Origin of the sequence: Bacillus salitolerans, from assembly GCF_042680805.1 — a bacterium.
GTDB lineage: Bacteria > Bacillota > Bacilli > Bacillales > SA4 > Bacillus_CJ > Bacillus_CJ salitolerans.
On the sequence record NZ_JBHUEM010000003.1, the window covers coordinates 246,184 to 271,792 of the forward strand.

General features: G+C 35.8%; 23 protein-coding genes and 1 other annotated feature. Of the genes, 13 read left to right on the forward strand and 10 right to left on the reverse strand.

Features of this window, described 5'->3' with window-relative positions:
• Entirely contained in the window at positions 1-1,095 is a 1,095-nt protein-coding gene (locus tag ACFSCX_RS02790) for a YheC/YheD family endospore coat-associated protein (protein WP_377926581.1), read from the reverse strand.
• A 151-nt stretch (positions 1,096-1,246) separates the two neighbouring features.
• On the opposite strand from ACFSCX_RS02790, the gene ACFSCX_RS02795 reads away from it, so the two are divergent.
• The 3 genes from ACFSCX_RS02795 to ACFSCX_RS02805 all read left to right on the forward strand — a co-directional run bounded on the left by ACFSCX_RS02795 (position 1,247) and on the right by ACFSCX_RS02805 (position 5,584).
• Positions 1,247-2,545, forward strand: coding sequence for a YheC/YheD family protein (locus ACFSCX_RS02795; RefSeq protein ID WP_377926582.1), 1,299 nt, complete (start codon positions 1,247-1,249; stop codon positions 2,543-2,545).
• A gap of 78 nt (positions 2,546-2,623) precedes the next feature.
• Positions 2,624-4,006 carry a UDP-N-acetylmuramoyl-tripeptide--D-alanyl-D-alanine ligase gene (locus ACFSCX_RS02800; RefSeq protein WP_377926583.1) on the forward strand — a complete coding sequence of 461 codons (1,383 nt, stop codon included), beginning with the start codon at positions 2,624-2,626 and terminating at the stop codon, positions 4,004-4,006.
• A gap of 117 nt (positions 4,007-4,123) precedes the next feature.
• Positions 4,124-5,584: an aminotransferase-like domain-containing protein gene (locus ACFSCX_RS02805; RefSeq protein WP_377926584.1), complete on the forward strand. Its 1,461-nt coding sequence runs from the start codon at positions 4,124-4,126 to the stop codon at positions 5,582-5,584.
• A 51-nt stretch (positions 5,585-5,635) separates the two neighbouring features.
• Here the strand turns inward: ACFSCX_RS02805 and ACFSCX_RS02810 are convergent, their stop codons facing one another.
• Both ACFSCX_RS02810 and ACFSCX_RS02815 read right to left on the reverse strand, forming a co-directional pair.
• Complete coding sequence (locus ACFSCX_RS02810) at positions 5,636-7,333, reverse strand: peptide ABC transporter substrate-binding protein (protein ID WP_377926585.1); 1,698 nt, start codon at positions 7,331-7,333, stop codon at positions 5,636-5,638.
• Between the two features lie 678 nt (positions 7,334-8,011).
• Positions 8,012-8,353 carry an Mpo1-like protein gene (locus ACFSCX_RS02815; RefSeq protein WP_377926586.1) on the reverse strand — a complete coding sequence of 114 codons (342 nt, stop codon included), beginning with the start codon at positions 8,351-8,353 and terminating at the stop codon, positions 8,012-8,014.
• A gap of 213 nt (positions 8,354-8,566) precedes the next feature.
• Here ACFSCX_RS02815 and ACFSCX_RS02820 point away from each other — a divergent pair, with 213 nt between their 5' ends.
• Complete coding sequence (locus tag ACFSCX_RS02820; RefSeq protein WP_377926587.1) at positions 8,567-9,799, forward strand: cation:proton antiporter; 1,233 nt, start codon at positions 8,567-8,569, stop codon at positions 9,797-9,799.
• Between the two features lie 61 nt (positions 9,800-9,860).
• On the opposite strand, the gene ACFSCX_RS02825 is transcribed toward ACFSCX_RS02820, so the two are convergent.
• Positions 9,861-10,118 carry a hypothetical protein gene (locus ACFSCX_RS02825; RefSeq protein WP_377926588.1) on the reverse strand — a complete coding sequence of 86 codons (258 nt, stop codon included), beginning with the start codon at positions 10,116-10,118 and terminating at the stop codon, positions 9,861-9,863.
• A 76-nt stretch (positions 10,119-10,194) separates the two neighbouring features.
• Entirely contained in the window at positions 10,195-10,908 is a 714-nt protein-coding gene (locus tag ACFSCX_RS02830; protein ID WP_377926589.1) for a class I SAM-dependent methyltransferase, read from the reverse strand.
• 158 nt (positions 10,909-11,066) lie between these two features.
• Between ACFSCX_RS02830 and ACFSCX_RS02835 the strand changes: the two genes are divergently transcribed.
• Both ACFSCX_RS02835 and ACFSCX_RS02840 read left to right on the forward strand, forming a co-directional pair.
• A complete protein-coding gene (locus tag ACFSCX_RS02835) occupies positions 11,067-11,159 on the forward strand; it encodes a YjcZ family sporulation protein (RefSeq protein WP_377926590.1) in 93 nt (30 codons plus the stop codon).
• 52 nt (positions 11,160-11,211) lie between these two features.
• On the forward strand, positions 11,212-11,340 hold the full coding sequence (locus ACFSCX_RS02840) for a YjcZ family sporulation protein (RefSeq protein ID WP_377926591.1): 129 nt from the start codon (positions 11,212-11,214) through the stop codon (positions 11,338-11,340).
• Between the two features lie 505 nt (positions 11,341-11,845).
• On the opposite strand, the gene ACFSCX_RS02845 is transcribed toward ACFSCX_RS02840, so the two are convergent.
• Positions 11,846-12,109, reverse strand: a complete 264-nt coding sequence (locus ACFSCX_RS02845) for a hypothetical protein (protein ID WP_377926592.1) — start codon at positions 12,107-12,109, stop codon at positions 11,846-11,848.
• Between the two features lie 170 nt (positions 12,110-12,279).
• Positions 12,280-12,548, forward strand: a binding site (T-box leader).
• A gap of 106 nt (positions 12,549-12,654) precedes the next feature.
• On the opposite strand from ACFSCX_RS02845, the gene metG reads away from it, so the two are divergent.
• From metG to ACFSCX_RS02860, 3 genes are all read left to right on the forward strand, one after another.
• Complete coding sequence (metG, locus tag ACFSCX_RS02850; RefSeq protein ID WP_377926593.1) at positions 12,655-14,277, forward strand: methionine--tRNA ligase; 1,623 nt, start codon at positions 12,655-12,657, stop codon at positions 14,275-14,277.
• A 129-nt stretch (positions 14,278-14,406) separates the two neighbouring features.
• Entirely contained in the window at positions 14,407-16,551 is a 2,145-nt protein-coding gene (gene recQ, locus ACFSCX_RS02855) for a DNA helicase RecQ (RefSeq protein WP_377927059.1), read from the forward strand.
• A gap of 49 nt (positions 16,552-16,600) precedes the next feature.
• A complete protein-coding gene (locus tag ACFSCX_RS02860; RefSeq protein ID WP_377926594.1) occupies positions 16,601-17,329 on the forward strand; it encodes an NAD-dependent deacylase in 729 nt (242 codons plus the stop codon).
• Positions 17,330-17,352: 23 nt separating this feature from the next.
• Here ACFSCX_RS02860 and ACFSCX_RS02865 read toward each other — a convergent pair whose 3' ends face one another.
• Entirely contained in the window at positions 17,353-19,113 is a 1,761-nt protein-coding gene (locus ACFSCX_RS02865) for an ABC transporter substrate-binding protein (RefSeq protein ID WP_377926595.1), read from the reverse strand.
• Between the two features lie 96 nt (positions 19,114-19,209).
• Here ACFSCX_RS02865 and ACFSCX_RS02870 point away from each other — a divergent pair, with 96 nt between their 5' ends.
• A complete protein-coding gene (locus ACFSCX_RS02870) occupies positions 19,210-20,109 on the forward strand; it encodes a DMT family transporter (RefSeq protein WP_377926596.1) in 900 nt (299 codons plus the stop codon).
• Between the two features lie 48 nt (positions 20,110-20,157).
• Here the strand turns inward: ACFSCX_RS02870 and ACFSCX_RS02875 are convergent, their stop codons facing one another.
• Positions 20,158-20,715 (reverse strand): DUF3231 family protein, encoded by a 558-nt coding sequence (locus ACFSCX_RS02875; protein ID WP_377926597.1) that lies wholly within the window; start codon positions 20,713-20,715, stop codon positions 20,158-20,160.
• A 97-nt stretch (positions 20,716-20,812) separates the two neighbouring features.
• Positions 20,813-22,648 (reverse strand): DNA ligase D, encoded by a 1,836-nt coding sequence (locus ACFSCX_RS02880; RefSeq protein WP_377926598.1) that lies wholly within the window; start codon positions 22,646-22,648, stop codon positions 20,813-20,815.
• A gap of 91 nt (positions 22,649-22,739) precedes the next feature.
• Between ACFSCX_RS02880 and ACFSCX_RS02885 the strand changes: the two genes are divergently transcribed.
• From ACFSCX_RS02885 to ACFSCX_RS02895, 3 genes are all read left to right on the forward strand, one after another.
• Positions 22,740-23,267, forward strand: a complete 528-nt coding sequence (locus ACFSCX_RS02885; protein WP_377926599.1) for a D-glycero-alpha-D-manno-heptose-1,7-bisphosphate 7-phosphatase — start codon at positions 22,740-22,742, stop codon at positions 23,265-23,267.
• Between the two features lie 112 nt (positions 23,268-23,379).
• The gene (locus tag ACFSCX_RS02890; RefSeq protein ID WP_377926600.1) at positions 23,380-23,508 is read left to right on the forward strand and encodes a hypothetical protein; all 129 of its coding nucleotides are present in this window, start codon (positions 23,380-23,382) and stop codon (positions 23,506-23,508) included.
• Positions 23,489-23,881, forward strand: coding sequence for a hypothetical protein (locus ACFSCX_RS02895; RefSeq protein WP_377926601.1), 393 nt, complete (start codon positions 23,489-23,491; stop codon positions 23,879-23,881). The genes ACFSCX_RS02890 and ACFSCX_RS02895 overlap by 20 nt, the downstream gene beginning before the upstream one ends.
• A 592-nt stretch (positions 23,882-24,473) precedes the next feature.
• On the opposite strand, the gene ku is transcribed toward ACFSCX_RS02895, so the two are convergent.
• The gene (gene ku / locus ACFSCX_RS02900; RefSeq protein WP_377926602.1) at positions 24,474-25,364 is read right to left on the reverse strand and encodes a non-homologous end joining protein Ku; all 891 of its coding nucleotides are present in this window, start codon (positions 25,362-25,364) and stop codon (positions 24,474-24,476) included.
• Positions 25,365-25,609: the final 245 nt, after the last annotated feature.

Genomic DNA, 25,609 nt, shown 5'->3' on the forward strand with positions numbered 1-25,609 from the left:
TTACCCTTTTGTCTCTAGAAGGTACTTGGCATAATCGATTGGTGTTTTAAAGATAATATCCCACTCTTTAGAAAGCAGTTTTCCATCAACTATGAGCCCACCTAAATAATCAGAAATAAAATTGCACTCAATAAAATAAGGTGTTCCTTCTTTCGTAACACCAATATCAAATCCTAAGTCTGCGAGATGTGGATAAACATCATTCATATAATTGGCAATGGCCAGGGAAAAGGATTCAATCCTTTCCTTTACTTGATAAATGGATGGGCGAATGTTTGTATTCGAGAAAATATCTTCTAATCGATGGGTCGTACTTCCTTGTGATCCATTTGTTAAATAATCATTTTGTTTTGCCACTTTACAGGTAATCCCTGTAACGACGAATATGCCTATTTTGTCCTTTTGAACACTTACCCTCATATCGAAAGGGCTTCCTTTACAAGTCGCGAGGGATATCGTTTCTTGGATGATATACTTTCTTTTTTTCATTCGATTTAGTAAAACGCTAGGTAACTCATTGGTGAAGTATACTTGTTTTACATCTAGTTCCCCAATATTTTTGTAAAGAAGACACCATTTATCCCCGATTTTATCGAGTTTCATCGCCCCAATGCCTCTTTCTCCATAATTGGTCTTTAATATGAGACTATTAAACTTATTCATCATTTTCCTCAAGTTTTTAAATGTTAAAGGAAGTGTCTCTGGTAAATGATTTCTAATGGTTCGATGTTTTTCTAACAATTGATGTACCGTATATTTCTCAACATCATAATTCGGACGATTAAAAATAATGACTCCTTGTTGAACTAAAGACTGTATTTGTTCTCGGAATTTTGGAAGATGATCCAATACCCTGGAATAAATAACACTTGGCCTTGGTAATTCCTTAATTGTATAGTGATTATTAATTTTTACAAAGCCCTTAACCGTTTTTTTATACGGACTAATGTTACTAAGTGTAAAATAGCAAAGCCTCACGTTGTTTCGCTGTGCTGCTTCCTCAAATAAAGAAAACATGCATGTAACATCAGGAGGCATGTTAGGAATCTGTTTATAGATATTGTTAGGAACAATCATACCCACATAAGGTTGCAAAATTCTCAACTCCTTTAATGCTAGTTTCTATATACTATTCATCTAATAAGTTAGATGAGTAGACAAATTGCACATGTCTTTCTATTTTTTCATTTTGTCTATATCTTTTTAAATGAGAGTGCATACAAATAATTAATGGGAGAGTGAGGAAATGTATACAATCAGATTCAATACGAACCATGAGATGAACGTATTAGTTAATAAGAATCTTTATAATGTAATTGGAGAAACAGTAGAGGTTTATATCGGTGCGTTCAAACAGCGTCTAGATGTGAAAATAGATGAAAGTTTAGAGCGGGACACCATTTCCATACCGTCAAAGTATAAAAATACGTTTCTTTTACCTAAAGATATCCCGTATGAAGTGAAGATTTCAAAGGAGAGGATCATAATAGGCCCACTCATTGGAATTTTAGGTTGTAGAAGAAAACAAGCTTTGACGCAAGAACTGCTAGATTTATTATTATTGAGGTTTGAGGAATATGAATCTATTAATGGACTGGTGTACGTATTTACGGAAGATTCTGTTGATCCTTACAAACAATGGATTAAGGGTTATTATTACCAACCCATCTTAAAAAAGTGGAAAAAGGGCATATTCCCATATCCCCACTCGATCATTGTTAATAAGGATTCTATGAGTTTTGACATGTATCATCATTTCATTTCATTCATAGGACATACTATTTTCTACTCAAGACAATTATCAAAATGGACACAACATGAAATGATTTCAAAAGATGAAAAGTTACGAAATTTTGTACCACCAACGATAAAACTTACTAAATTTAAGAGTTTACTCTCAATGCTAAAGCAATACGGTGCAGTTTATTTAAAGCCGAACCAGTCATATCAAGGAATGGGAATGTATTTTATACAAAAGAGAAATAAGGTGTATTATGTTAAAGATGAGTTCAGTAATTCTTATGTTTTCCATTCAACTGTCCAACTTAATCATTTTATAAAGAAAAGAACAGGGAAAATCAATTATTTAATTCAAAAATCCGTTGCCTTCCAATCAAAGAATCGAAATGTAGATTTTCGGGTCTATCTCCAAAAGAATCGTGAGAAGAATTGGGTTTGTTCTGGTATAACATCTAGGATTTCGAAGGAAGGAAGTATTATCACCAATTCTAGAAATCGTGATCGACTTCTTGTCGCAGACGAAGGGTTCAGCTATTATTACTCTTTAGATGATGAGAAATCTCAAGACATCCAAGCAAGCATGATTCATGCTTGTACAAGGATTGCTACTTTAATCGAAGGAAATGGTATTCACCTAGCAGACCTAGCTTTTGATATAATTGTTGATTCAGATTTAAAGGTATGGGTACTTGAACTTCAAGGTGGATATTCACTTGAAAGAAAGAAACACGAGATTCCCCCGAACATATTCTCTAAATTAACCCTTACCCCTTTTCAATACGCAAAAACTTTAGCCGGTTTTTAACTTTTTATCAAAGTGCCCTTCCCAATTTTTGTCTTTTAAATAAACATATAGAGACAAATTATTTTGGGGGATCGAAACATGAAAAAAATCGAGCTACAAGAAATCATAAAAGCAATAGGTGGAACGGTTATCTCAGGACATCAGAACCCAGCTATTCATTATGTAAGTAGAAGGTCTGATAGTACTTTATGGAAAAATCATACGATGTTTTTTCACCCACCTGGGGAGAAAAATCTCCATATTCATTCTAGTATAAAATCGGCTGTGATTATTACAAGGAACCCAGCTAGAGTTAAAAATTATGGTTCGAAAGTAACAATCGTGAAAGTGGAAAATGTAAGGAGAGCCTATTGGAATTTTGTCTATTATTATAGAAGTCTCTTTAATATACCTTTTATTTCGGTGACAGGAACATGCGGAAAAACGACAACAAAAGAAATGATAAGTTGGATTCTTGCCTTTGATCGAAAGGTAAATAAAACCAATAAAAGCCAAAATGTATTGGCTATGAATTTGAATTATTTATTAAATGTTGATGAAACAACCGGTGCCACCGTCATAGAAGCAGCTGTATCAAGTGTGGGAAATTTACAAACTTCATGCCGTTATTTTAGACCTCAAATTGGAGTATTAACCTCTATTGGGATCGATCATTTAAATGGTTTTCCAACATTTGAAGCATATAGGAATGAGAAAGCAAAAATCTTTTCATGTGTAGGGAGCAAAGGAACGGTTATTGTAAATAGCGATGATAAACATATTCGAAAGTTGGATTTATCAAGATATAAAGGGAAAATTATCTGGTACGGAAAGTCCAAACAATCAGAATTCAGAATAAAGGACATTCATTATGGTTTAAATGGAATGGATTTTTCACTTTATCATAACAGAAAAAAATATAAACTATTTGTACCAGGTTATGGAGAACACAATGTGTATAATGCAGTTGCTGCCATTGCCGTTGCCTACAAACTAGGGGTAGATATAATAGAGTCAGGAAGAAGACTAAAGTCCTTCAAGCATATAGAAAGGCATACCCAAGTATTGCAAGGTGCTAAAGGTTCCACATTAATCGATGATACATGGAGTACAAATCCTACGTCAATTCTCGCAGCACTTGATGTATTAAAAAACATTTCAAAAGATAAGAAAAAAATAGCCGTCATAGGTGATATAAAATGGTTAGGTAAACACACCCAAAAAGCTCATTTAGATGTTGGTGAAATGGTTGCAAGAAGTGATGTTGACTTTTTAATTACTATTGGAAAGGACGCCGGCTTGATTTCAGATCGGGCTATAGAACTAGGACTAAATCCAAAACAGGTCTTTAAACACCAATCAGCAAAAGAAGCCTATCATACGTTAAACTCCATCATCAATCAAGATACAGTAGTACTTGTTAAAACCTCGATGAAACAGTCCTTTTCAACCTTAATTGGAAAGTTAAAGGCTTATAATTAGGGGGATGATGATCAAAGGATCTAAGGAAATGTAATAAAATAAACAAAAAAAGAAGGATTTTCCGAAAATAAATAGAACTATTATCCATTCATTACATTTTTTTCAAAGAGGGACAATATGGAGATCCATTTTTCTGAAGACTTACCTAAATATAAGCAAATAGTAGAACAGTTCGAACAGATGATTCTAAACGGACAGCTTCAAGCGGGGGATGTGCTTCCAACAGAACGGGATTTAGCAAGGAAGCTGAGTGTTAATCGGAGTACAGTTGTAAAAGCATATGACGAACTTCGGGCAACTGGCCTTGTGTACTCGAAGCAAGGAAGTGGAACGAAGGTAAGTGATCACTTATGGGAGCTCATTCCAACTAAGTTAATTAATTGGAAAAAATTAAAACGAATGAGTTTTTCTCCATACCAACCTATTATCTCAAAAATGTATATCATAAATAAAGCAGCAGATGTGATGGATTTTGCTACAAGAAATTTATCAAAGGGACTTATTCCACTCGAGCAAGTAGATTCCAGTTTGGTTGAATTGACGAATAGGTCTTGGTTTTTTGAATCTGATGTTGAGGTCGAGTATGATACTTGCTTCGAAATAGCGAAATATGTAAATCACTATCATGGGATTCAAGTAAATTCTAAACATATTATTACAACACCGGGTGTACCTCAGGCTATAGCCTTATTGATTTATAGTTTCCTAGAAACGGGTCAGTCTGTAGCAATCGAGTGTCCATCCTTTACTTATCGAGTCTCATATTTCATTTCATCGGGAATAAAAATGGTTCGGTTGCCGGTAGATGAAGAGGGGTTGATACCTGAAGCCATTCCAGACTTATATAAGAAACATCGAATAAAGATGGTGTTTACAAACCCAACCTACCAAAATCCTACTGGTTCTACACTGTCTCTTCTAAGGAGGAGAAAATTGATTGAGATTTGTAAGGAATTAAAAATACCAATTGTAGAATTAGATCTTACTAGCTTGCTTAACTTTAATAAAGATAGGAAACCACCTGCTTCGCTATATGAATTAGATGAAAAGAACGAAGTGGTCATTCATGTAGGTGGGATGAATGATGTGATTAGTCAAAATATGTACCTTGGATGGATTTTTGCATCGCCTCCGGTTTTACGAATTTTGGGAGATGCGGTTTTTCAAGCGGGTCTCGTTCCTTCGACGATCACAAGGCAATTCGCTACATCGTTTCTAAAAAATCCGAATTTAGACTCTATTATAGAGCATGTAAGATGTACGTATCGAGACCGTAAAGAAAAGTTTATCTCGACTTTAGATAAATTATCAATATCTGAAGTCATTCCTGTTTTGTCAGAAGGAGGTACACATTTATGGTGCAAGCACAACTTGCCCATGAAGGATTTGGATTTTATTGAGATATGTTTGAAAAATGGCGTTACGTTTATACCTGGATCATTATATGGGGCAGACCATGGTTACATGCGTTTCTCGTTAACGTGGTGTAATGAAGAGATGATTGAGGAAGGGTTAAAACGCCTCAAGAAGGCCTTAATACAAAGTAGAAGTCTGCTTCAGACTAGTTTGTATAGATAATAGAGACACAATAAAGAAGAACATGGAATTCATGTTCTTCTTTTCATTTTATTACTTTTCAATTGAAGCCCACTTGTAGCTATAATCAGGTCCAAATGAGTGAATATGAACATTTTTAACGTACGGTCTCCACAGCTGGGAAGTACCGCGTTGATATAAAGGTGCTAGTGCTGCATCCTCTTCTAGGAGAATACGTTCTGATTCTTGCATTGCTTCAAAACGTGCAACTGGATCAGAGGCTAAAGTCGTTTTTGCATTGTTAATAAGCTCATCAAATCTAGGATTTGAATAATTCATATGGTTATGTCCACCATCTGTTACCCACATGTCAGCAAATGTCATTGCATCTAAATAGTCTGGGCTCCAGCCTGCAAACTGCATTTGATAATCTTCATTTGTATCTAAATCAAGTCGGAATTCAAATGGAACATTTTTTAAATCTACTGTTAAGCCAGCTAAGTTAGTCTCTAATTGATTCTTAATGTACTCTTGTATTTTTATAGACGTTTCAGTATCGCCACCAAGTAACTCAATCGTTACAGAATCTGTGCCGATTTCGGATAAGCCTTGAGCCCATAGAGCTTTTGCTTCTTCAACATTATATTCATTAAAGTTACCATTCTTTGCACGGAAGTCTTCTCCAGTTTCAGGATGGGTGACAAAATCCTTAGGAATGGACCAGTACGCTGGAATCGAACCGTTGTTTAAAATAACATCAGCCAGGCTTTGCTTATCAATTGCCTTTGAGATAGCACGACGAATGTTCACGTTTGCTAATGCTGGATGCCCTTTTTGATTCATCTTTAAGTAGGCCAGAGATGGTTCACCGAATGATTTGAATTCAGGACTCGTTTTGTACTTATCAACAAATTCTGCTGTTAAACCAACACGGTCAATCTGATTGGTTTCATATAAACTAACTGCTGTTGCTGGATCTTTTACAACTTTTACGTTAATCGTTTCAAGCTTTACAGTGGCCGCATCCCAGTAAGAGAAATTCTTCTTTAATACCCAGCCATCTTCATGCTTCCACTCCGTTAATGTAAACGGACCATTGTAAATTAAATTCTCTACCTCAAGTGAGTATTGGTCGCCTTGTGATGTTAAGAACTCTTCATTTTGAGGTAGGAATGTTGGAAACGTCATAAGTGTATTAAAATATGGAACTGGTCGCTCAAGTGTCACTCTTAACGTTGTATCATCTACCGCTTCAACGCCTAGATCACTTGGTTGCATTTCTCCGGCAGATATCTTATCTGCATTCTTAATGACTCCTGACATCATATATGGTCCATATTCAGAAGTAGTGTTTGGATCAATCGCTCTTTGCCAAGAGAATACAAAGTCGTGTGCTGTAACAGGAGTTCCGTTTGACCATACCGCATTGTCACGAAGGTGGAAGGTATACACTAATCCATCCTCACTAACATCATGGTTAATGGCTACCCCTTCAACAGGTTGATTATCTGGCCCTAGTCTATAAAGTCCCTCAAACACTTCATTCATCACTTGGAATGAAACAGCATCAGTTCCCATTGCAGAGTCCATCGTTGGAATTTCTGAACCTTCAATGATATTTAATACTTGAGGTACTGACTTTTCTTGTTGTGCTTCTGTCTGTGATTCTTCATTTTCTCCTTCATTCTCATTTGATTGAGACGTGTCTTGATTACCGCCACTACAAGCAGCGATAAACATGCTCATTAACAACATAAGTGTCATTAATAGAGACAGTTTTCTTGTTTTCATAATTTTTCCCCCTTTAAAAGTTGTCTAAAACGCTACTTCCTTTTGGTTTATTTAATGAATAGTAAAAAGAACTAGCGTTTAGACGGATATAAATCTGATCGCCTAGAAGCAAAACATCTTTTCTAAAAAATGAAATACCTTGGGGAGGTTACCCATCTTAAAGATTAAACGATGCTAGTAGACAACAGATTTTTTTCTATAAAACACTCTTATCTATCACAGAATAGACAATAGGTTTCATAGATTACAAATTTGTACTTTTTCAGTCAGAGGTTCCAAAATCAAATCAAAGCACTTAGGGAGGTTACCTTAAATTTAATTGGAGAACAAGCTGACATAAAAGTAATGAATTTGTAATTAAATCTTAATATTGAAAAAACTTTTTGAAATCATCCAATTATGAGTTTTTTTTACCAACCAATTTTTCTTGCTCAATAAAAAAAAGCCCACGAATGTGAGCAGAGAAGGATATTGAATGGAAACAAGGATATATAGTCATGGAATAAAAGAAGAACGCTTTTTTGTAAGTCAATTAACAGAAAAGAACTTTACTGGGGACTATTCAACTTAAGCCGAACAAAAAAGATTTATGAGATATGTTCGAGCTAGAGTGAGTTCAACCTTTGTGAAAGGTTACTCACTTCACCCAATTGAGAAAAAATATCCGAAATTATACTCTTAAGCCTCCATATTAAAATCTTTTGGTAATTTTACTATTTCTTTATCAAGCTGTCTCGTTAAAATGAGCCAATACATTCGGAAGTCGGCACGCAGTGACCAAACAGGATGTCCAAACGTAGCAGGCTTATTTCCTTCAATAAAGAAATGGCTGCACCAAGCAAAGCCGTAGGCAATAATTGGAGCAAGAAGGATATACCACAATACTCCAGTTAAAATGGCTGTTAGTATACAGATAAAGACAAATGTTGTACCTACAAAATGCCAAAGCCTTGTAGAACGCTTACTATGTTGTGACAAATAAAATGGCCAAAAATCTTGATAGTTTTTAAAATTTTTCATTATATTCCCCCCCTTTATCAAAATTATATGTGAGACAACTATAATTTTGTAGTAATTTATTCTAAATTTTCAAATCTTTTCAATAACTCAAATAATTTTTTTTACTTGTTTACTATTTGTTTTGAAATGAACATTTTCACATTGTATTCATTTACAAGTATGAGTAAAACATGGGTATAATGAAATTATGGAATTTTTAGGGAGGGTAAATGAATGCATGCATTTAATGAAGTGTTTATTCAGATCTTGATTTTGTTAGCTATTTCGATTTCAGTTATTTCAATTGCAAAATTGATCAAGCAGCCATATTCGATTGCACTAGTTTTAGTTGGATTATTACTAGGGGTTACTGAAATCCCAATAATAGAAGAAGCTGAATCCTTTATAACCCAGTCAAATGTGTTTCAAGCGATTATTATTTCATTGTTTTTACCTATCTTACTTGGTGATGCTACAATGAAATTGCCATTTTCTCATCTGTTTGAACAACGGAAGTCTATTTTGGCCCTAGCCTTTGGTGGAACATTACTATCATTTATATTAATTGGGTTTGGTGCCTACTCATTATTGGGGTTACCTTTAGTAGTTGCGTTTACGTTTGCAGCATTAATGAGTGCAACAGATCCTATTAGTGTACTATCGATTTTTAAAACGTTAGGTGTTCCTTCCAAGCTTTCGACAACAATTGAAGGCGAATCTCTTTTTAATGATGGGATAGCAGTAGTCCTCTTTCAAATTTCAACCATATATTTACTTACTTATATAGAAATGGGCTGGGCCGGTTTAGGTAGTGGATTATTATTATTCTTAAAATTTGCAGTTGGTGGAGTATTAATTGGGGGAGCTTTAGGATGGTTATTCTCCCAAATTATTCGAATATTTGATGACTATCCATTAGAAATCGCCTTTTCTGCTCTTTTATTCTTTGGGGCATTTTTCATTGCCGAGCATTTTCATGTTTCAGGGGTTATTGCCGTTGTAGTTGGTGGATTAATGTTTGGAAGCTATGGGTCAAAAATTGGAATGTCCTCGATTACTCATACGAACATTCATTCTTTTTGGGATGCAATTACACTCATTGCAAACTCATTAATATTTTTAATGGTAGGATTAGAAATTAGGCAGATTGATTTTTCTGGTCGTTTCGGAATGATCCTATTGGCCATTGTCTTAGTAGTAATAGGTAGAACGATGGCGCTGTATGTAAGTACAGCAGCTGTAAAGGAGCTGACTAGCAAGGATAAAATGTTACTGAATTGGGGGGGACTTAAAGGAAGCCTATCAATCGCATTAGCCTTAAGTCTTCCTACAGATTTTGAAGGTAGAGAAATAATCTTACTGTTAACCTTTTCAGTTGTGCTATTCTCTCTCCTTGTTCAAGGTTTAACGGTAGGTCCTTTAGTGAAAAAGTTAGGGATTTTAAAAGAAAAGAAACTAAACACATAGCGATATGATCTACATAAACTATCGGAACCTAGGTAATCTAGGTTCCGATAACTTTAAACTTTTACCACCAGAATAATCCTGCTAGTGCAATTCCTGTGATAACGCCAAGTGCTAGACCATACCCTGCTCCCCAGCCATAGCCAGCGCCATAAAACCCGTAGCCATAGCCTCCTGCTCCTGGTCTTCCAGCTGGTGTAATATATACATGACTTCTAGTGACTCTAGTGATTCGGCCTACATGTACACGGCCATTTCGATCATTAATTCTGACAACTTTCCCTTGGTAACGACAACATAATCCATATATATCTTGTGACATTTTCTATACCTCCTTTTCTTTTACGTTAATAAGATATGAAAAGGAGAGTCTAGAAGTTTGTACATTTGACTAGTTCTTATTTATTACATAGAAATACACGAAAACCTAGTTTGGTTGTATACTTACTCGTTAGTTCATGATGTTTGTCTAACATTTGATAGAAGGCTTGATCAATTGATTCAGAAATGTTGAATTCTGTAAAATCCAGGTCATCTATTTCTAATTCTTCTAACCTAACACTTATTGCTTCTACTGTTTTGAATCCACTTGTAAGGATTAAATCCTTCCATTCTTGTTCCTGTAAAATTTGATCTATACCATAGTAATCTTTGAGTTCAGTCTTTTCACTTTCTAACAGTGTATCAATTTCGGTCATTTCAATTAGTATTAGAGTTCCTTTTTCCATTAAAACTCTTGAATATTCTTCTAAGGATTTTTGGATGTTTGTAAAAACAGTGACGGATTCTGAAAGAATTAGGTCAAAAAATCCCGACGCAAAAGGAAGGTTTTCTGTACTTGCTTCTTTAACGATAGCCGTCTTGTTTAAGGAAGAGAGGCGCTCATTCGTTTTTGTTATCATTATTGGATGGGAATCAATCGCATAAACGCTACAAGGGTAATGATGACAAATATAACTCGTGGTTTGCCCAGTTCCGCATCCAACCTCTAAAAGATTATGGCAATCTTCCATATTAATTTCAGCTAAGATGGCTCTAGTGAGTGAAAGTCCACCGGGATGGGCACCGCCTATTCCAAACATTGCTAATAAATCTGTATAAGTATAACCCATACTTTGAATCTCCTTTATCAATTTGGTTCTATTAATCATATTCAAAACAATAGGCAAGGTTCTTTTAGAAAGTAAATTGTTTGAAAATGGGTATCCGCCCTTACACAATGAACACAAAGTACATAGTCTATTTTTGAAAGCGTAAGGGAGGTGTCACCATGAGTGGAGTAGGATATGCAGGTGGTTTCGCGTTAATCGTAGTATTGTTCATCCTTTTAATCATTGTTGGATCAGCTTACGTTGGTTACTAATTAATGTTCAATGGTTATTAATCAGTAATCTCTTTTTTAGGAGGTGAAATTAATGGGCTACGGATATTGTGGTTATGGCTATGGAGCTCCGGTAGCAGGTGCTTATTCTGGAGGGAATACATTCGTATTAATCGTTGTATTGTTTATCCTTCTAATCATTGTAGGTGCAGCTTGGTGCTAATCGGTTAAGGAACAAAGGCCTTACACCGCCTTCTAACTAAAGAGGTCAGTCATTTATCGTTTAAATCGATAAGGGCTGACCCTTATTTAGTTAGTACAAATTGTATTATTTTTTTATACTAACCATCCGTTTTGAGGGGATACTTCAGCCTATTTTCAGAAAGCATCTAGGCAGTTTGTTAAATCACCTGGTAACATATGGTCTACGATTGGGAGGGAAGAAAAATGATCGTTAAACCAAATAGACTAAAGAAAGGTGATACTATAGGGATTGTATCTCCATCGTCTCTAGTAGCTGCCTTTTGCCCTGGAAGAACAGAGAGGGGCATACTGTAGCTAAAGAGATAAGGGTTTAACGTGAAGGTGGGGAGGTTTGCGAGAGAGAAGAAGGGACATGTTGCTCGAACTATTCAATAGCGTATTACCGACTTTCATGAAATGTTTCAGGATGAAAATGTAAAAGCAAAAATGTAGACAATAGGTGGATTTAACTCTCATCAATTATTTTATATAAAGTGGGAAAAAGATGAGTATAATGATTTTGCAGTGATTTGTTCAAGGCTAGTTGAATAAAGTCCTTTAATATCTAAAAACTCCTCAGTTTGAATACAATATTGAAGAAGCTCTTGAATAGTGTATTCTAGACTTGACTGTCTCTGAAAGGTACATTGAAATAAGGATTCTAAAAGAGGTTCATCTTGATTGAAATATGTAACTGTAAAACTATTATTATGTTCTTGCAATTGAACAATACGTAGATTTGTTTCCATATAAGCACCTCCTACTATTGAATTGTTTCCAAAATTTTCGTTTTAAATCAAAACGTGTCTAGTAGTTATTCGACATTTCTCGGGAAATATAGACATAGAATCCTTATTGTTGGAACTGAATTTATAATCAAAAAACTATTGATTTTAACTTGTGAATATGGCAATATATTGAAAAAGCAATGATAAGAAAAGTACAATATGAGAGATCTTTTACAGAGAGCTTTGGTAGCTGAAAAGAAGCAAAGGTACACATATTGGAAAATGGTCTTTGAGCTGCATACTGAACACCCATTGGTTTGGGTTAGTAGGCTATGCCGGGAGTTGGCACCCGTTATCCGAGTCACGGTATCGAGAAACAATCTCCGTACCTGCAGAGCCTAATAGTGCGAGCTATTAGGGAATAAAGGTGGTAACACAGGATTTAAACCCTGTCCTTTAACAATTTTTTGTTAATGGATAGGGTTTTTTGTTTTTCTCTCTGTTACCAACAAAATGCTTGTACAGGTGATTGCCACGTTCCGATTATCATTAGGAGGATGAAAAGGATGAATGTATTTATTGGAGGGGCATGGCCTTATGCGAACGGTTCATTACATTTGGGACACATTTCGGCATTGCTTCCGGGGGATATTATTGCAAGGTATTACCGATTAAAAGGAGACTCTGTTTTATATGTATCAGGAAGTGATTGTAACGGGACTCCTATTGCTATACGGTCAAGGCAGGAAGGAAAGGAAGTAAGACAAATTGCTGATTATTATCATCAAGAGTTCGAAGATTGCTTTACGAGACTTGGCTTTTCATTTGATTTTTACACAAGAACTGATGATATTGAACATCATAAAGCTGTGCAGGACATTTTTTTACATTTACTTTCCAAAGATTTGATATACCGTCAGAACGTAGAACAATCTTTTTGTGTTTGCTGTGATCAATTTTTACCCGACCGCTATGTTGAAGGAACATGTCCTCATTGTAGTAGTGAGGCTAGAGGGGATCAATGTGATGCTTGTTCTACTATTTTAGATCCTCTTGAACTATTAAATAGAAGATGTAAACTATGTGGAAATGAGCCTACTATTCATAATACGGAACATTTATATTTTGCATTGTCTACGTTTCAGCAACAGCTTGAAAATTTACTAAGTGATAAAAAGCTAACTTGGAGAGATAACGCAATCTCTTTAACAAAAAGATACCTAAATGAAGGATTACAGAATAGAGCTGTATCAAGAGATTTAAAAGTAGGCGTTCCTATCCCAATTGAAGGATTTGAGGATAAGAAGGTTTATGTTTGGATTGATGCTGTTTCGGGATATTTATCTGCTTCCATGAAATGGTCGCAAGAAAACAATGAAGAATGGGAGCCTTTTTGGAAAGGAAATGATATCAAATCCTACTACATTCATGGCAAGGATAATATTCCATTTCACACCATCATCTGGCCTGCCTTACTCATGGGGTTAGGTGGACTAAATATTCCAACTCATATTATTTCAAGCGAATATTTAACTCTAGAACGAAAGAAGATTTCTACAAGTAGAGAGTATGCTGTTTGGATACCTGATTTGCTTAGCCAGTATGATCCTGATTCTATTCGTTATTATGTGACAATCAATGCACCTGAAAGGCGGGATGCTGATTTTTCATGGAGAGAGTTTGTTTTATCACACAATGGTGAGCTGCTAGGTGCATTTGGGAATTTCATCAATAGAACATTAAAATTTATCGAGAAATCCTTTCATGGTGAATTACCAAGGGGGAATTGCTCTCAAAAGGTTAAAGAAGAACTAAAAGAATTATATGTTAGTATCGGAAAAGGGATTGAAAAAGGAGAGTTGAAAGCAAGCCTTGAAGAGTTATTTGAATATATTCGAGCCGCAAACAAATACTTTGATGAAACAAAACCGTGGCAAACATATAAAGAAGATATTAATACGTGTATAAATACATTATATACGTGTGTCCAAATGATTGCCAATTTGTCTAACCTACTTGATCCATTTTTACCATTTTCAACAAACAGAATTAGAGAATTTTTACATTTACAGGAACCTACATGGTCTTTAATTGAGGTGGAAAACGTCAAAGTAAATCACATCGTTCCATTATTCGAGCGAATCGACACTACTAGGATTGAAGAAGAAAGAAGAAAATTAGGTCTCTAACTCTTACACGCACTGGAAATAATTTCAGTGCGTGTATCCTGTAACTGTGCTAGATATCGGATATGTTTCAACTCATTATTTGTTATAATTGATTCATCTGGAATTCTATAAATATGGGAGGGATGAGTTATATTACTTGAAGCAACTAGTGTTTTAAAGAAATACTATGGCTATGATTCTTTTAGAAAGGGACAAGCCGAAGCGATAGAAAGTGTGATAGCAGGTGAAAACTCTCTTGTATTAATGCCAACTGGTGGAGGGAAATCAATTTGTTATCAAATTCCAGGTTTGTTAGCAGAGGGTACGACACTTGTTATTTCGCCATTAATATCTTTGATGAAGGATCAGGTAGACAGTTTAAACAGTATGGGTATTAAGGCAACCTTTATCAATAGCTCATTGACACAAGAAGAAGTAAAGAATCGAATTCATGCAGCCCATAATGGTGAATTTAAGCTGATATATATTGCTCCTGAGCGTTTTGAATCCCCACAATTCCGTTCTCTTCTTCAAAGTCTTAACGTTTCCATTATTGCAGTGGACGAGGCACATTGTATATCCCAATGGGGTCATGATTTTAGACCAAGCTATCGAACGCTTAGACTTGCTATAAATGAGCTTTCTACAAAACCCGTTATTGTAGCCTTAACAGCGACTGCTACAAATGAAGTTATTCAGGATATATGTAAGCTACTATCGATATCAGACGAACATATTTTCTCTACAGGTTTTAAACGAAAAAACTTACTTTTTTCCATTGAGAAGGGGGTTGATCGAACATCCTTTATCACGAATTATGTAAAGCAACATAAAGACAAATCAGGTATTATTTATGCTTCTACTCGTAAAGATGTTGAATCTCTTTCGAACCATCTTCAAAAATCAGGAATTAAGGTTGGTAAATACCATGCTGGATTGTCTGATCAGGACCGAGAGAATGCCCAAAATATGTTCTTATATGATGACGTGCATGTTCTAGTCGCCACAAATGCTTTTGGGATGGGGATAAACAAATCAAATGTTCGTTACGTTATTCATTACCAGCTGCCTAAAAACATAGAGTCCTATTATCAAGAGGCTGGTAGAGCTGGACGAGATGGAGAGGAAAGTGAGTGTATTCTTTGTTTTGCTCCTCAAGACATACAACTTCAAAAATTCTTAATCGAACAAACGCAATTGCAGCCTGACATGAAGAAAAAAGAATATCAAAAATTACAGTCAATGGTTGATTATTGTCATACTGAAAAATGTCTTCAAGACTACTTTATTCATTATTTTATTCAGGATGTATCTGATCAAACGTGTGGGAATTGTTCAAACTGTATGGATGAACGAGAGAAAGTTGATATAACGAAAGACGCACAAATTATTTTCTCCTGTATAAAGAGAATGAATGAGCGGTTTGGGGTTACTCTAGTTGCACAGGTTTTGAAGGGTTCGGGTAATAAGAGAATTAAAGAGTTTGGATTCCAGCAGTTAACCACTTATGGCCTGCTAAAGAACTATCCAGAAAAGGAAATTACCTTTAGAATACAGTTTCTATTGGCAGAAGGATTCCTTAAACTTTCTGAAGGGCAATATCCTACTGTGTCCTTAACGAAACGTTGTGTCCCCGTATTACGTAATGAAGAGAAAATTTTCCAAAGAAGCTTACGACAACCTGAATCGGTCAGTCAAATTAATGATGGGTTATTTGAGCTTTTGAGAAAAGTAAGGAAAGAAATCTCTTCTATAGAGAACATTCCACCATTTGTAGTGTTCTCTGATTCAACACTTCGTGAAATGAGTGAAATCTGTCCACAAAATTTAGATGATATGCTTGAGATTAAAGGGGTTGGAGAGCAGAAGCTCGCAAAATATGGGCAGCGATTTTTAGACATTATTGTAGATCAAATAGAAAAACATGGTCATCAGCCAACTAAAGAAGTGGTTACATCAGTAAAAAATATGAAAAATGAACACCCTAGTTTTCTAGAAACATATGAACGGTATAAATCTGGGCAATCCCTTCATGAAATAGCTAAGGGTAGAGAGTTGAAAATAATTACGATTCAGAATCACATCATTCAAGCAATTGAAGCCGGCAAGCAAATAGATTGGGAAACAGAATTTTCCATAGAAGAAGAGAAACTGATTTTGGAAACCTATGATAAGGTTGGATCTGAAAAACTAAAACCGCTTAAAGACTTACTTCCAGATGACATTGATTATTTCAAAATAAAATTAGTGCTAGCGAAACAGAAATTAGGTACCATGACTAAAACTCTTGCTTAATGTAGGAGTTTTTTCTTTAAAGACACAAAGAGTAGGAAGAGGTGTAACTATGAAACAATTAGTAAAGTGGCTGCTTGAGTCTACCTATACGGTTGTGTTTACAGGTGCTGGAATGTCTACGGAAAGTGGTTTACCAGATTTTCGATCTGCACTACGAGGCATTTGGAAGAATAGAAATCCGATAGAACTTGCAAGTGTTCAAGCTATGAAGCATAACAGAGATGCTTTTCTAGATTTTTATACAGAACGTATAAAAGGGGTAAAACAGTGCATACCAAATGCAGGTCACTTTACATTAGCAAAGTGGGAAGGTCTAGGATTTGTAAAATCAATTATTACTCAAAATGTAGATGGGTTCCACCATCAAGCGGGTAGTAAGAATATAAGTGAATTACACGGAACTTTACGGTCTGTTCATTGTGAGCAGTGTAACAAATCTTTCTCAAATGATCGATTTCTTCAGTTTCATTATACGTGTGAATGTGGGGGGGCAATTCGTCCTTCTGTCGTACTCTTTGGTGAAGGATTACCTATGCATGCACTTCAAATGGCTGAAGCTGAATCAGCAAAATCAGACTTATTTATCGTACTAGGATCTTCATTACAAGTATCACCAGCAAACTATTTTCCTGTACTTGCAAAAGAACATGGTGCCAAGCTAGTTATCGTAAATTTAGAAAACACTGAACTTGACTATTTAGCAGACCTTCTTATTCAAGATGAGTCAATTGGGGAAGTTTTATCGAGGCTAGACATGGAAATCAATCGTTCAATTTAAAAGGTCCTCATTCAAGAGGACCTTTATTCTTTATCTTTTAAGAAAAATAAATCATGAAACGGTACTAAACCGACATTGTTTAGCGTAGCTCCCACTAAGCTTTTATGAAAAAATGCTTTTTGGGAGGTTGAATACACAGGGATTAGTATATTGTTTTTGAGAAGAAGATCTTCAATGGTTAGAATACCTTTTCTTTGATTTATGGTGTTGTTTTCTTCCTTCGTAGCCTGAATAAGAGCCTCTACCTTCGAACGTAGTTGAGTATCCAAACTAGTTACGACCATGCTAAAAGGTGACTGGTACACATTGATAAGTGAGGAAACTTCATTATCTTCCATCACATACTCCGAATATAATAAATCAGCACCCCTATTTATCTCGCTATTCAAAAAGTCAGAATAAGACACTATCTTTATGGTTAAATGGATTCCACTTACTTTAAGGTTATCCCTTAACCAATAAAGATCCTCTATATTAGGAGTGAGGTCATACGTCATAACGGTTAAATGAATGTTATATATATCATGGAATATCGGGTTACTTTCCTGCCACTCAATCTTAGAAAAATAGTCAGTAGGTGCTTGCCTATTTTTACGGAGCGCATCGACTAATAATAATTTATGAATAGACGTACTAAATACTTTTCTTACTTGTTCAGAGTGGACATTTCTGTTCATATTCCACATCAAAAATTTAATGGAAAGGTGTTTGCGTGTAACATGATTAAAGTCATGTCCATCCTGTTGATTCACTAAGAATGGATAATAATGCACTAATTTTTCTTTAAGTGATACAGTATCTACATCTTCTTGAGCTTTTGGCAAAAACACCACCATAATTCGGTCTAAATGGGGACGACCTTGAAAATGTTGGTGGAACGAATCAAGTACGAAGGTTTGATCAGTATGTTCGCTTATTTTATAGGGTCCTGTACCAATAGGAGAGCGACTGAATACTTTCGCTGACTTATCTCCAAGGTTATTTGGAACAATGGAGGCTTTTGGAGAAGTCAGTAAGTCTAACCATACAAAGTTTGGGTGCTCAAACATAAATTGGACCGTATAACGATCAATAGGAGAAACATTTTGAAGGCCCTTTATAATCCAAGCAGACGGAGTATGTATAAGTCGTTTGAACGAGAATACTACATCATCACTCGTTAATTCTTGTTGATGATGAAACTGGATCCCTTTTCGTAAATAAAAAGTCCAAACTGTAGCATTATCATTTCGCTGCCAATAATGAGCAATTTTTGGTTCGATTTTTTTCTGAATAGCGTCGTACCCCACTAGCGTATTAAAGAGCTGTGAAACCATATGTCTTTCAGTTTGCCGTTCAACGTAGGCAGGGTCTAACGAGAAGAGATGTCTGAAATATGGAAAGGTCAAAATATCTAATGTTTGTTCTTTGTCTCGTATGACGTTATATCCAAATAAATGAGGGAGCTGTGTAAGTAACTCCTGTTTTTGTTGATCTAACAAGTAAGTGGATATGTAATAAAGTAATTTTGACAAGCTCCCTTTCCTAATCAAAGAATGGGATTCCATTTTAATTAAATCCGCCTGATGAATCATAAATGTAATGGCTGAAACATTCCCTCTTCCTCTGCCACTTTTCCAATGAATCCACTTTTTTTCATGGAGATTCTGAATGATATGTACCACATTTCGTTCAGAACAAAATAACAGACTAGCTAGCTCCTCTCTCGAAATCGGAATGGGTGTTCCAATTTTCACATCGGAAAAGTGATTTTGTAATTTTAAATAGTGTTCGATTAGCTCCATATTTAACTCCTAGTCGAAAAGGTGAAATGAATTAATTGTATTTTACACTTTTTCTTCACCTTATTCTAGCTAGAATGAAAGGGAAGGAGTGGTTATATGAAATTACGTTTATTAGCAATTGGCACAGCCGTTATCGTTACGCTACTATGGTCTTCCTCTTATTTCTTAAACGTTTTTGCCTTTAATGAAGGTGTAGGTCCGATGACATTGGCAGGGCTAAGATATTTTGTGGCGGCGACGGTCTTATATATCGTTAGTCTAAGAATGAGGAGTAGACGTAATGATCATAGATTATCGTTAAAAATGATAGTCGGATTAGGGGTTACTGGCTTTATCATTGCTCAAGGAATGCAGTATGCTGGACAGTACTATTTAACACCTACTCAAACTTCTCTACTATTGAACATTGGGAATACTACTTTAGTAGCTGTCATCGCCTCATTGGCTATAAAAGAAAAACTAAGTTTGGTCTCAATGATTGGAATCATTGGAGTTTCATTCGGGGCAGCTTTATATTATTTTCCATGGTCATTTGCTTTATATGATGTAATTGGGATCGGTCTTGTATTAATCTCATCAGTTGGCTATGCCATCCACTTAACATGGACAAGACATCTTGTAAAAGGAACTTCCATTCATACGTCAGAACTCGTGATGAAACCTATGTTTATTGGTGCAGTTGGTATGCTAATAGTAGGACTTACTGTAGAAGGGGTTCCTGAATTTTCTTGGAAAGTGGTAGGGATCGTATTGTGGTTAGGTACAATTAATGGTTCAGTTGCTTTTACTTTATGGACTTGGAGTCAAAAATATTTAGAGGCATTTGAAAGTAGTATTATCAACAATTTAATGCTTGTAGAGATCGCCCTGTTCGACATAATCATCCTAAGTCGTCAAATAACAACGACTGAATTAATTGGCCTTATCCTCGTGTGCGTAACGATCGTCACGGTTCAAACGATACCCATGTATCAAAAGAAGAACAATTGTCAATAAAAGAGAAAGGCTTGACCCCAATTTGATCTCGGAAGTCAAGCCCGTATCCTAATGTCCGCTTTGAGAAGGACGTCCAGGTGGATAATAATAGGGTGGGACTTTAATCCAGCTTCTTTCACGCATCAGTTTTTTTAAACTAGCACCAAAGACTAGTTTTTCATTCATAAATTCAACCCACATCATCCCGACGTCATTACGAATGGATTGAGCAGCACTTGTTGCGCAGTGGATAATAGCTGTTGCGGTCTTAATAGAGATTCCGTTTGCAATTTCATCATCTGTCATTTTAGCACCGAGGGGAACTGCTTTAGGGTCTGAATCCGGTCTTGGTTCTGAAACAGAGGGAAGGTGAATACCCTCTTTTTTCATAAAGTTTCTGAGCTCAGAAGATTGTTTATCACATTGTGTTAGGCTTTCTTGAAGAATGGCAACAAGTTGATTATCGCTTGTTGAATTTAAACCGATTTGCATAAAAATTGTTGCTTCATCCATTAAAGCCCCATACATCCAGCACGCCATTGTTTCGCCTACATGGAGAGGGGATTTCGGCTCGTTGTCAATTTCCAGCTTCAATGTGTTTAAAACACTCTGAAAAATATTAGTCATGGCAGTCACCTCATAAGGGGGGAAGTAAATTCTTTCGTTTTAAGGTAAATTTCCCAATTTTAAAGACAATTATTACGAGAAAAATTCTTAGTTATGATTACTGTGACAAGAAATCTACTATCGATTGGAATGGCTGGATTTCCTTCACTTTCAAATATTCCTGAAAGGGATTGCCTAACGATGTTATTCGTTGGATCGTTTTGTCTAATGGGAACATTTCTGGTGATAAAGACTCTGTAACCTCCTCCCAAAATAATGGGGTTGCGACAAGAGCATCTTCGTTTCCTCTCGGTGAATATGGCGCGATAATCGTTTTCCCCTCCGCATGCTGAATATAATCAACATATAGTTTATTTCCACGGTTTTTCTTCAACCTTTCAATTGTAAAAAGATTTGGCTCCTTTGAAATTAAAAAGTGAGCAATAAATTCTGTGAATTTTCTCGTGTCCTCATAGGTAAACGTATTTTCAGGTAATGGTACATACACTTGTAACCCTTTATTTCCTGAAGTTTTAATAAATGAGTGTAGATTTAATCCATCAAAAACCTCCTTCATCAGTAAGGCAGCTTTTACGGCTAATGAAAAGTATTGGCGTGAAGGGGGATCAAGATCAAATACAATCTCAGAAGGACCATTCGATTGTAGCGTTTGAAAAGGGATATGAAATTCAAAGGCCAATTGATTTCCAAGCCATGTTAAGGTCTCTAAATCCTTACATACAATATAATTGATTCCTTCTACAGTTTCCCTTTGAATAAAGGCAGGTGCATAATCAGGGCAATTCTTTTGATAAAATGGATCTCCAAGCATTCCGTGAGGATACCTGATCACAGTAAGTAGTCTATTCTCCAAAAAGGGTAAAAGGTATGGTGCTATATCCCTTAAATAGTGTAAGTAGTCTTGTTTATTGATATTTTTCTTCGGCCAAAGAGGTTTTTCTGGATGAGTAATTGTTACTTCTTTCGGCAGTGGATTTAAGTTCTGTAATAGATTTTCCCATGTACACTCTTCCCAGTTCAAATCAAATCTGAACCGCTTAAAACTAGGTTGTCTAAGCTGTTCTTTGTATAGTTCTAAAAAGAAAACCTCTACACATATACTCGGTTCAACAAAGACAAACTCATTGTTTTCAACCGATTTATTTAATGTAATCACCCGCAAGAGCGCTTCCCGTTCCTCAGGTGAAAATCCATGCGAGACGAGTCCAACTGTATAAACCTGTTGATTTCGAAGGATGCCTAGGTGGAAGTACCCATTTTTCTTTTCAAAGGCTGTAATGAAGAACGCACTTTCTTTCCAATTCTTAATCTTAAACCACTGAGTAGTCCGTTTTCCTTCCATCCATTTACTGCTAACATGCTTAGCGATAATTCCTTCTGCATCGTAGCGAGAGGCTATGTTCCATATTTCCGTTTCATCTTTGAAAGATGGAATATACTGAATAAATGAAGATGAATAAGGATCTACCTGAAGGGGTAGGTTGGCGTGCTTAAACATTGACTGCAGTATTTCCTTACGTTCAATATATGCTAGATGAGTGAGATTTTTATTTTTAAACTGTAATAAATCAAAGGCACAGAAATGAGCCTTTTGCCTGTTCATTTGTTCGGCTATCTTATCCTTCACTTTTAATCTTCCACGGAGCTGAATAGCCTCAAAGCTAGCCTTATATGGTGATTCTAGCAGACAAAGTTCCCCATCAAGTAAAACCGGCAGGTTCTCGTTCCATATATTCCTTATAAAAGGTAACGCTTGTTCAAGTTCTGGAAATTGTTCAGTTAAAGAATTACCGTTTCTACTGATAAACGAATGGGAATGATGATCAATAAATAGGATGGCGCGAAAACCGTCATATTTGATCTCATATACCCATTCGTCACCTTTTGGAACATCAAAGCGTAAGGTGGGTAGCATAGGTTTTGAAATGTTCATTATGAGTTCCTTTCCATCATGTATTCATATCATTACCTTCTTGTGATTGTGTATTTTTTATTCATTATTTAATAATATTTAGGAGGATCATATGAAGAAGGCAATTTTCTTAGATCGAGATGGTGTTATTAATGAGGTATTAACGAAACGAGTCAAATTCGTAAATAAGCCAAAGGATTTATATTTACTTCCTCGAGTAGGGGAAGCAATCAAGCTACTAAATGACGCCGGTTTTCTTGTGTTTGTGGTTACAAACCAAGGGGGGATCGGATTAGGGTATATGACAGAAGAAGCGCTTCAAAAGGTACATCATAAAATGGAGAAGGAATTATCTAAAGCAGGTGCATCTATACAAGAGGTTGCATATTGTCCCCATAAACCAGAGGCTGGTTGTGAGTGTAGAAAGCCAAATTCGAAAATGCTCTTTGATCTTGCTAAAAGACATGGTCTTGACCTAGGATCGAGTTACATGGTTGGAGACCGGGAAGTTGATATAATGGCAGGAAAAGGCGCTGGGGTTAAAACAATTATTGTTGGAAAAGAGAAAACAGAGCTTGCAGATTATCGTTTTCCTTCTTTATATGAAGCTGCTGTTTTTATTACAAAGAGGAGTGAGTAAATCTCACTCCTTTACTTATTCCGTTGAATTCCGAAGAATGGATACAAAATCTCATAGTTTAATAGAAAACACTAAAAATCCAAAAAACAATTGAAAAGAATGGTGCTTATTTATGGACCAAGATAAAACAATGTCTGATTTTATTGAAACAGCAAAGGAGCAATTAAGTGAAGTCCCACTTTGGAAAGAAATCCTGGGAACTCCACTAGAAAGAGAAGCTTTTGAATCATCATGCGATTGAAAAGAAGTGGCATTCTACTACCGAAGTAGCTCATTGGCTAGGCGTAACGGATAGCCAGTTAAGGTATTATTTAAAACCTTTCTATGAATACGTAACATCAGAAGACGCACCAAGTTCATCATCAGCTTACCGACTTGATGCTCTTGCAGTGATTAAACTGAAAATGATTCTTTTGCTAAAGGATCAATATCGTGTAAGTGGATTAGAGAAGTTGTTAGGATTAGATGGAGCTGGCTATGTACATACAAAAAGTGAAAAGAAACCAGCTGTTGCTAAAATAGAGAAGGATAGGGACCAACTAGAGCAACAAGTTTTTGCAATAACTCCTGTTAATAAACATTTCACAGTCAAAACCACGCTAAATGTTGAATAACTCCTGTTCATAAACATTTCACATGTCAAACCACGTTAAAATGTTGAATAACTCCTGTTCATAAACATTTCACACTTCAAACGACGTTAAAATGTTGAATAACTCCTGTTCATGAACATTTCACACTTCAAACGACGTTAAAATGTTGAATAACCCTGTTCATGAACATTTCACACTTCAAATGACGTTAAAATGTTGAATAACTCCTGTTCATGAACATTTCACACTTCAAACGAAGTTAAAATGTCGAATAACTCCTGTTCATGAACATTTCACATGTCAAAACCACGTTAAATGTCGAATAACTCCTGTTAATAAACATTTCACAGTCAAAACCACGTTAAAATGTTGAATAACTCCTGTTCATGAACATTCCACACTTCAAACCACGCTAAAATGTCGAATAACTACTGTTAATGAACATTTCACATGTCAAACCACGCTAAACTATCGAATAACTGCTGTTAATGGACATTCCAACTTTAATCCACGTTTAAAATGTCCATATAATTCCTGTTAATGGAGACAGTCTGTTCAAGAATCCTTAGAAACCAATGGAATAAAAGAAAAAAGACTGTGGAGAACTTTCTCCTCAGGCCTTCTTTCTTGTTGTCTTTGTTTTCTTTTGTTCAGTTTTAGGGGCTTTTTCTCCAGTTGGTTCGACCTTTGTCTGTTTGTTTACGTCGGCTGGCTTTGGAGTAGCTGCTTTCCCCTTGTTTTTCTCAATACTTGCCTGAAGAGCACTCATTAAATCTACAACATTTGTTCGAGGTGTTACCTCTTTTGCTGTCGTTCCTTCATTGCTGTTAATTTTTTCTTGAATAAGGGCATGAACAGCCACTCGGTAATCATCTTTGTACTTTTCTGGTTGAAAATCTGTCGTTAATTGATCAATTAACATTATAGCGGTCTCTAATTCTTTTGGGTTAATTTCAACGTTTTCTGGAACTCCAGGAACCTCACCAACATTTCGTACTTCGTCTGGATAATGAATCGTTTCCATTACTAATGTATTTTTATATACTCGAACAATGGCCATTTGTTGTTTAGAACGGATCGTAATTTCGGCAATACCAATTTTTCCTGATTTTTGTAATGCTTCTCTTAATAAAGCATACGCTTTATTTCCGTTTTCACCTGGACCCATATAATAGGACCTGCTATAAAAGATAGGGTCAATCTCCTCAAGATTTACAAAATCAATGATAGAAACACTCTTTTCTTCGTGTTCTTCCTTTAACGATGAAAGCTCCTCGTCACTTAAAATCACGTATTTTCCTTTCACATACTCGTATCCTTTTATGAGTTCAGCCTGTTCAATTTCCTTTTCACAGCTCGGACAAACCTTGTCATACTTAATAGGAGTATGACACTCTTTATGAAGAGTTCGTAATTTTATATCCTTGTCCTCAGTCGCTGAAAACAATTTGATTGGGATATTCACAAGTCCAAAACTAATAGAGCCCTTCCACATAGTATGCATTAACAATCACCCATTTCATGTATGATACGATTCTAATCCATTAGCTGTTAGGATTCCCAAATATCGTATTTTTAACGAGAGAATGATTTCCAACTATCTACTTTTTTTATGCTTTTGAATCACGTTCCACACTTCTTTTTCCTGCTACAACAAAGATTTTAAGTAATGAATGACAAAATAAAAGTATTTAAAAAAATTTATACAACCCCCTCAAAACAAAAAAATGGGCGTATTGTATGGTGAAA